Origin of the sequence: Micromonospora sp. NPDC051296, from assembly GCF_040682255.1 — a bacterium.
In the GTDB taxonomy this organism is placed as follows: Bacteria; Actinomycetota; Actinomycetes; order Mycobacteriales; family Micromonosporaceae; genus Micromonospora; species Micromonospora craterilacus.
Genome location: NZ_JBFBAO010000356.1, coordinates 1 through 7,229, shown reverse-complemented (window position 1 = coordinate 7,229; position 7,229 = coordinate 1). Strand labels below are relative to the sequence as shown.

Below are 7,229 nucleotides of genomic sequence, written 5' to 3'. Positions count from 1 at the left end.
ACACCAGGCCCAGGCCGAACAAGTGCTCATCCGCCAGCGGCTACCCACCAGGAGTCTGCCTCACCCACCGGCCAACTCCCACAACTCATTAGGCCGGGTGCATACCCGCGCCACGCCCCACCTACGACCAGTGGCGACGCCACCACACCAGTACCAGGACCGAGCGCCGAGCGCCGAGCGCCGAGAAACGATTCGGCCGCGACTCCATCAGACGACCCGACGGATCCCCAACACGCACGGATTACCCGATCAACGTTCAAAGACGAGGCAATAGCGCGCGATGCTGGACAGCCGGTGCGGGGTGGCTCAGCGGCGGGATAGCAGGGAGGTTACCCGCATCCGTTCGCTGTGGATCCACACGTCGGAGTACTCGATGGGCCGGCCGTCGTCGAGATAGGTGATCTGTTCGAGGTACAGCAGCGGGAAATTCTCCGGTACCTGGAGCGCCGCCGCCGTCCGGCCGGAGGCGGCGGTCGCCGTGAAGGTACGCCGACCGGTGCTGATTTTCAGGCCGTACTCGTTCTCCAGCAGCCCGAACAGGGAGCGGTCGGCCAGGTCGGCCCGTTCCAGGCCGGGGGCGAGGTCGACGCGTACGTAGTTGACCAGCCAGGCCACCGGGCCGGCGGAGATGGACCGGAGCCGCTCCAGCCGCAGTACCGACTGACCGGGGCGCAGATCGAGCAGGGCGGCCACCGGCGACGGGGCGGGCATGACCTCGTGGGAGACCACCTGGGTGGTGACCGTGACTCCTTGCCGGGCGAAATCTTCGGACAGGGTGGTCAGCTTCTGGGCGATGGAGGGCTCGATCGCGGTGGAGGTGACGAAGGTGCCGCGGCCCCGCACCTGCACCAGCAGGCCGTCCCGGATCAGCGTGGACAGGGCCCGCCGCAGGGTGCCCCGGGAGATGCCGAGTTCGGCCGCCAACTCCGGCTCGCTCCGCAGCCGGTAGTGCGGCGGCCACTCGGCCGACAGGATCCGGGCCCGGATCTGCTCCGACACCTGGGCGTGCAGGGGCACCGGCGCGTCGCGGTCGAGATGCTCGGACGCCCCGGCCGGGTGCAACTGGTCGGACATGTCACCTTCCACCGTGGGGACCGCCGCCCCTCGACGCCGATCGTGGTGCGGACGCTCGGGTCGAGGGGCGACGGCGGCTCAGTAGCTCGTCGTCTGATCGTCGGTCGTGTCGGTGACGATAGCGACTCCGGCGCTGGTGCCCAGCAGCACCGCACCGGCCCGCAGCAGGGAGACCGCCTGATCGAACGACTTGATGGCGCCGGACGCCTTGACCTTCACGCCCTCCGGTGCCCGCGCCACCAGGTAGGCGATGCTGTCCGGGTTGGCCACCTCGACGGCACCGCTGCTGGCGTTCTTCAGCACGGCAGCTCCGGCCTCGATGGCCAGTGCCACGGCGACCTCCCGCTCGTCGGGGGTGAGCAGCGGCAGTTCGAGCATCACCTTGATCGGCACACCGGACGCCTTGACCACGCCGGCGATATCGTCGCGGAACGCGTCGTACCGGCCGCTCTTGAGCCAGCCGATCTGCACTCCGATGTCGATCTGGGTGGCGCCGGCCCGTACCAGGCTCTCCGCCTCGGCGGCCTTGCCGGCGCTGGTGGTCACCCCGACGGAGGGGAAGTCGAGCGCCGACGCGACCTCGAGGCCGGTGCCGCGCAGCACCTCGGCGACCTCCGGTACCCAGGACCCGGGCACCATCGCGGCGTTGAAGCCGTACCGGACGGCTTCCTCGGCGTGGGCCACGATCCGGTCCCGGGTCACCCCGACCTCGATCAGGGTGTGCTGGATGTAGGGGGCCAACGCGGCGGGGGTGACGGTGTCGGCCAGGATGGCAGTGCTCACGTTCTTCTCCAATGTGGTACGTCGTGGCGCGGTGAGGCGCCGCTACATCCGGTCCCGGTAGTAGTCGGGCACGATGACTCCGGGCTCGTCGAACCAGCGCGGCACATCGACGCCGCAGATCAGCCCGACGTTGCCCCACGGGTTGAAGGCTCCGGTCCGGACGATCGCCTTGGCCTGGTGGGCCAGCTCGCCGAGCATCTCTGCGTGCTGCCGGGTACTCAGCGGTACGCCCGGGAAGCGCTGGCCCAGCCAGTCCGCGAGCGGCTTGTTGTGGGTGGTGACGTCCTCGGCGACCACCACGCCCTCGACGATGATCTCGTCGGCGACCAGGTCGAGCACCGTCGTGAGCGACGGCAGGTCCTCGGTGATGGCCAGGTCGATGCGGTGGGCGGTACGCGGGATGGGGAAGCCGGCGTCGACCACGAGCAGCAGGTCGGTGTGGCCCAGTGTGGCCAGTACCCCGGACAGTTCGGCGTTGAGCACGCCCCTGCGTTTCATGCCTTCTCCTTCATGGTGTGCGCGCCGGTGGCCAGGGCCATGACCTTCTCCTCGGTGGCCTCCGCCGCGGGGATGACGCCGACCACGCGTCCGGCCGCCATCACGGCGATCCGGTCGCTGACGGTCAGCAGTTCGGGCAGGTCCGACGAGGAGACGAGGATCGCGACCCCCTCGTCGGCCAGGCTGCGGAACAGCCGGTAGATCTCCGCCTTGGCGCCGACGTCGACGCCACGGGTGGGCTCGTCCAACAACATCAACCGGGGCTCGATGGACAACCACCGCGCCAGCAGCGCCTTCTGCTGGTTGCCGCCGGAGAGCTGGGTGATGCCTTGTGCGGTGGACGAAGTTTTCACCCGCAGCTCCCGCGCCCGGCTGTCGGCGTCGCGGCGCAGGGCCCGCCGCCGCAGCAGGCCGAACCGCTGCCGGCGGCCGAGCGCCAGGATGTTGACGTTGTCGGCGACGCTCATCGTCGGGAGGATCCCCTGCTGCCGACGCTCGCCCGGCAGGTACGCCACCCGGGCCTTGATCGCGTCTCGTGGCGTACGCGCGACGAAGGTCGCCCCGTCCAGGGTCAGTTCCCCGCCGCTGAGCCGGTCCGCGCCGAAGATGCCGCGCAGCAGCTCGACCCGGCCGCTGTCGGGCAGGCCGGCCACGCCGACCACCTCGCCCGGCGCGACGTCCAGGTCGACGGCGGTGAAGCCGGCACCGGAGACGTCGCGCATCCGTAGCCGCGGGATGGCCGTGACGACCGGCGCGGAGGTGTCGTGCCGGGCGAACTCGGCGGCGAGTTCCCGCCCCACCATCGCGGCGACCACAGTGTCGGGAGTGACCTCCGCGGTGGGCCAGTGCCCGACGTGCCGGCCGTCGCGCAGCACGTGGATGTGCTGGGAGAGGGCGAACACCTCGGGCATCCGGTGCGAGACGTAGAGCATCGTCACCCCGTCGGCCCGCAGCGAGTGGATCACCTCGAACAGCCGGTCCGACTCCGCCGGGGACAGGATCGAGGTCGGCTCGTCGAGGATCATCAGCCGCGCTTCCCGGGCCAGGGCGCGGGCGATCACCACGAGCTGCTGGGTGGCGGCGTCCAGGTGACGGACGGCGCGCCGGGGGTCGACGCGTACGGCGAGCCGGTCGAGCAGTTCGGCGGCCTGCTCGTCGATCCGGCGGCGGTGCGGGAACGGCCGGGATCCGGGTTCCACGCCGAGCATGATGTTCTCGGCGACCGTCCGGTCCTGGGCGAGGGCGAGTTCCTGGGGCACCAGGGCGACCCGGTGCCGGCTGAGCAGGTTGGCCGGGTCGAAGCGGCGGACCTCGTCCCCGTCCACCCGCACGGTGCCGGTCGTGGGGCTGTCCAGCCCGGCCAGGATCTTCATGAGCGTCGACTTGCCGGCGCCGTTCTCACCCATCACGGCGGTGAGGCTGCCGGCGGGGACGCTCAGGGTCACGTCCTGCAGGGCTCGGACGGCTCCGAAGTGCTTCGACAGACCCGTCACCTCGACGGCGGCGGCCGTCGTCGGGGCGGCGATCGTGGCCGGGCTGGTCATCGGCTCAGCCCTCCACCGGCACGTCGGCCACGTTGTCGCGGGTGACCACGAGCGCGCCCGTGTCCACGTCCTTGATCTCCGTACCGTTCTTCAGGAAGTCGGCCAGCAGCTTGACCGCCTGGAAGCCCTGCTCCGCCGGGCCCTGGCTGATGCTGAGGTCCACCACGCCGTTGCTGAGGTATTCGACGGTCTGCGGCTGCACGTCGAAGCCGACGGAGTGGATCTTGCCGACGTTGCCGGACTGCTGGAGCCACTTGGCCCCGGCCGTGAAGCTGCAGCAGTCGAGGGACACCAGCGCGATCGCGTCACGCTGCGCCGCCATCGTCGACTCGATCGTGTTGTAGGCGGCGCTCGGCTCGTTGCCGGTGTTCACCGGCCCGACGATCTCCAGGCCGGAGTCCTTCACGCCGGCCTGGAAGCCGGAGAAACGGTCGTTGGACCAGCCGGCGCCGGAGTCGACCGACACCACCACGACCTTGCCGGTCTTGCCGTTGAGGACCCCGAGCAGTTCCTTGGCGAGCGACTCGCCCGAGGCGACGAGGTCCTGCCCGACGAAGCCCATCTGCTTGGACTCCGGGTTGTTGGTGTTGAACGAGATGATCGGGATGCCCGCGTCGTACGCCTGGGCGATGACCGGCTTGAGGGCGTCGTTGCTGGCCGACGAGACGGCCAGGCCGTGGATCTGCTTCTGGTTGATCAGGGTCTGCAACTCGGCGACCTGGTCGGCGGCGTTGCCGCCGGTCGGGCCGATCATCTGTGCCTCGACCCCGAGCTCCTTGGCCGCCCGTTCCATGCCCTGACGGATCGGCACGGCGAAGGCCAGCGACGGGTCGTGGTAGCTGAGCCTGATCTTGAGCGGCTCGCCCTTCTCGACGGCGTCCTTGATGTAGTCGGCGAGTTGGAAACCGCCGTCGCCGCTCGCGGTGTTGCCGGCGGGGGTGACCGCGCCACAGGCGGCGGTCGCCAGTAGCGCCAGGCCGAGGGTCGCGGCGACCGCGACCCGGCGTCCGAGGGACAGTCTCATCAGGGTGGCTCCTTGCGGTGTGGGGGGAAGGGGGATGGGCGCGTGCCGACGCGGTCAGCGACGCCCGGAGCGTCTGCGTAGCCAGGTGTCGGCGGCCACGGCGAGGATGATCACCGCGCCGGTCGCCACCGTCTGCCAGAAGGACGAGATGCCGCGCAGATTGAGGATGTTCTGCAGGACGCCGATGAACGCGACGCCGATGACCGTGCCGAGCATGGTCCCGGAGCCGCCGAACAGGGCGGCGCCGCCGATGATCACGGCGGAGATGGCGGTGAGTTCCATCCCGGTACCGGTGACGCCCTGCACGTAGGAGAGGAAGGACAGGCCGAGCACGCCGGCGAGTCCGGCGAGGGTCCCCGAGAGGGTGAAGGCGGCGACCTTCACCCGGCCCGTGTTGATGCCACAGAGCCGGGCAGCTTCGGCGCTGCCGCCCACCGCGTAGGTGTTGAACCCGTAGCGCGAGCGCGACAGCACGATCGCACCGAGCACGGCGACGAGGGCGAAGATGACCAACTGCATCGGCAGCAGGCCGAAGAGCTTGCCCTGACCGAGCAGGTTGAACTCGGCGACGTTGGGGTCGTTGCTGGACAGGGAGATCGGTGCCCCACCGCTGAGCAGCAGGGTCACGCCTCGGTAGACACTCAGGGTGCCGAGGGTGACGATGAAGGACGGAATCCCGAAGCCCACGGTCATCAGGCCGTTGAGCAGGCCGGCGACCGCGCCAGCGGCGATCCCGCCCAGGGCCGCGAGCGGCCAGGCGACGTCGGAGGTCATCAGCAGCCCGGCGACGACGGCGCCGAGGCCGTAGATCGAGCCGACGGACAGGTCGATCTCCGCGTTGATGATGACGAAGGTGACCCCGATCGCCATGATGCCGATCTGCGCGATCTGTTGCCCGACGGTGAGGAAGTTGTTGGTCCCGACGAAGCCCGGTGCGATCAGGGTGCCCAGCGCGAACAGCACGACCAACGCGAGGAAGGTGCTGGACTCGCGGGCGTGCAGGAAACGCTGTAGGGGCGAGGGGCTACGGGGATCGGCGACGGGTGCCTTCGGCGGTGCCGCCTGCGCGGTCATCTGGGCCATCTTTCTCATCTCCTCAACAGGGCCGCGACATCGTCCGGGCCGGGCAGGGCGGGAATCACCTCGGCGACCCCGACGGCGTGCGCGCCGGCCGCGGCGGCGTACCGGACCGCTTCGGTCAGCTCGTCACCCCGGGTGAGGGCGACGGCGAGCGCGCCGGTGAAGGCGTCGCCGGCGCCGGTGGTGTCGACGACGCGGGGCACGGTGACCGGCGCGACCCGGGTCTGCCGCCCGGCGCGGTCCACCAGTGCGCCCTCGGCGCCGAGGGTCAGTACGACGGTGCCGGCGTAGCGAGCTCGGAGCAGGTCCACGATCTCTTCGGCGCTGGTGGAGCCGTCCGGGTCCAGGCCAGTGAGCACCCGGGCCTCGCTGGCGTTGGGGGTGAGCACGTCGATCCACTCCCACGCCTCGTCGGGCAGCGCCACGGCCGGGGCGGGGTTGAGCAGCGTGCGCACCCCGCGCTCGTGGGCGGTACGCAGCGCGGCGAGTGCGACCGGCAGCGGGATCTCCAGGCTGACCACGGTCAGGTCCGCCTCGGCGATGCGGTCGGCGAACCGGTCGACGTCGGCGGTGGTCAGCTCGTCCAGGGCGCCGGGCGCGATCGCGATCCGGTTCTCGCCGTCGTCGTCCACCAGGATGAACCCGACCATGGTGGCCGCGTCGGCGGTGCGGACCGCGCCGGTGTCGATCCCCTCCTCGGCCCAGAGCCGGCGCGCCGCGTCGCCGAACTGGTCCCGGCCGACGGCGGTCAGGAAGCTGACCTCCGCGCCGAGGCGGGCCGCGGCCACGGCCTGGTTCGACCCCTTGCCGCCGTGCCCGGAGGCGAACCGGCCACCGGAGAGCGTCTCGCCCGCGACGGGTGCCCGGGGCACCCGCATGGTGAGCCCGGCGCCGTAGCTGCCAACCACTGCAATCTTCATGCTCGCCTCTTGTTCATGGACAACCATGTACAACTTGGGGGACCCTACGGTCGCCGGAACCGGGGTGTCAATAGCCTCCAGGTTGTTCTCAGGAAACCTTCTCGAAACCTGGGAGCCGCTCTGAACTGCACAGACGCGGCGAGCGGCGGCGCGAAGCCGACCGCGGTGAGTACCCGACGGCGAACCGGTGCCACTCCGCCGCGCTCACGAGAGACAAAGCCCGCCTTGGGGGTGTGCCGTCCGGGTAGCGACTGCGGACCGGCGGAGGCCCACCCGGACCCGCAAGCAGGAAGTTGTACGCGGCGT

General features: G+C 70.6%; 7 protein-coding genes. All 7 read right to left on the bottom strand.

The features are described from left to right. Window positions 1–306: 306 nt before the first annotated feature. Complete coding sequence (locus AB0M52_RS27715) at window positions 307–1,074, bottom strand: GntR family transcriptional regulator (RefSeq protein WP_363959585.1); 768 nt, start codon at window positions 1,072–1,074, stop codon at window positions 307–309. A gap of 78 nt (window positions 1,075–1,152) precedes the next feature. Beyond that, window positions 1,153–1,857, bottom strand: a complete 705-nt coding sequence (gene deoC, locus AB0M52_RS27710) for a deoxyribose-phosphate aldolase (protein WP_363959582.1) — start codon at window positions 1,855–1,857, stop codon at window positions 1,153–1,155. 42 nt (window positions 1,858–1,899) lie between these two features. Beyond that, on the bottom strand, window positions 1,900–2,355 hold the full coding sequence (gene rbsD, locus AB0M52_RS27705; RefSeq protein WP_363959579.1) for a D-ribose pyranase: 456 nt from the start codon (window positions 2,353–2,355) through the stop codon (window positions 1,900–1,902). Next, window positions 2,352–3,899: a sugar ABC transporter ATP-binding protein gene (locus AB0M52_RS27700; RefSeq protein ID WP_363959576.1), complete on the bottom strand. Its 1,548-nt coding sequence runs from the start codon at window positions 3,897–3,899 to the stop codon at window positions 2,352–2,354. Before AB0M52_RS27700 ends, rbsD begins: the two co-directional genes overlap by 4 nt. 4 nt (window positions 3,900–3,903) lie before the next feature. Continuing rightward, on the bottom strand, window positions 3,904–4,923 hold the full coding sequence (locus tag AB0M52_RS27695) for a substrate-binding domain-containing protein (RefSeq protein WP_363959573.1): 1,020 nt from the start codon (window positions 4,921–4,923) through the stop codon (window positions 3,904–3,906). Between the two features lie 54 nt (window positions 4,924–4,977). Next, entirely contained in the window at window positions 4,978–6,006 is a 1,029-nt protein-coding gene (locus AB0M52_RS27690; protein ID WP_363959570.1) for an ABC transporter permease, read from the bottom strand. Between the two features lie 5 nt (window positions 6,007–6,011). Then, window positions 6,012–6,923 (bottom strand): ribokinase, encoded by a 912-nt coding sequence (locus AB0M52_RS27685; protein ID WP_363959567.1) that lies wholly within the window; start codon window positions 6,921–6,923, stop codon window positions 6,012–6,014. Between the last annotated feature and the right edge of the window lie 306 nt (window positions 6,924–7,229).